General features: G+C 40.9%; 1 protein-coding gene. It reads left to right on the top strand.

Annotated features, from left to right (window positions below):
- Positions 1-2 precede the first annotated feature (2 nt).
- The coding region (locus FTU01_RS15475) for an IS4-like element ISAbe18 family transposase (protein WP_180140002.1) at positions 3-1,029 on the top strand (1,027 nt) is incomplete at its 3' end.

The raw sequence follows: 1,029 nt of genomic DNA, 5'->3' as shown, positions 1-1,029 counted from the left end.
TTGTGCGACAGGATTTTGAACAACTTGCTAAAGTACACCATGTTGGACAGAAATTTAGAGCGGCTTCCCGGTGGGATCAGTTTATTGCCATATTGATGTCTCAATTCTCTTGTAGGCAAAGTCTGAGAGATATTCAATCCAATTTGGAGTGCCAACAGGAAAAGCTAAGTCATCTCGGAGCAAAGTCTATTCCCCGAAGCACGCTGGCACGAATCAATGAGCAGCAGCCTGCTGCCTTGTATCAACAGCTATTTTACAAGTTGCTTAAATACTATGACCACTCAAAAGTCGCTCATAAATTTCGCTTTAAGAATCCCTTGTATTCCTTGGATGCCAGTCATATTGACCTGTCGCTTTCCTTATGTGAATGGGCCAAAGTTCACGACTCAAAAGCCAGCATGAAACTCAGTATAGGATTGAATCACAGCAATGATATTCCTGAGTTTGTTGCAGTTGAAAATGGCAAAGAAAATGACATGGTACAAGGCCGCAAATTCCAGTTTCCTGCTGGCAGCATTGTAGTTTTTGATAAAGGCTATGTCGATTACCAATGGTATGCAAATCTGACTGCTCAAAACATTGGATTTGTCACACGTTTTAGGCCTAAATCTGTGTATCAGGTGATCCAGCAACATCCAGTGCTTGAATCCAAAGGTATTCTAAAAGATGAAACCATTCAGCTGAATAGCGCACATGCCCTAAAAAGAAAAGCCCCAGTGTTAAGAAGAATTGAATATAGAGATCAGCAAAGTGGCAAGCACTTTAGCTTTCTCAGCAATAACTTTCATTTAGCCGCCTCCACCATTGCGGCGATTTATAAAGATCGTTGGAAAGTTGAGCTGTTCTTTAAGGCGATTAAGCAGAATCTCAAATTAAAAGCGTTTCTAGGCCGCAGCAGGAACGCAATTCAGACACAAATCTGGATTGCGATGATCGCCTATTTATTGGTGAGTTTCGCTCAACATTTAGGAAAAACAGGTTGGACAGTTCAACGTTTACTCAGAATAATTCAAGTGAATTTGTTTGAAA

This window comes from Acinetobacter sp. YH12043 (genome assembly GCF_013419915.1).
In the GTDB taxonomy this organism is placed as follows: Bacteria; Pseudomonadota; Gammaproteobacteria; order Pseudomonadales; family Moraxellaceae; genus Acinetobacter.
This window is presented reverse-complemented; position numbering and strand designations above follow the sequence as displayed.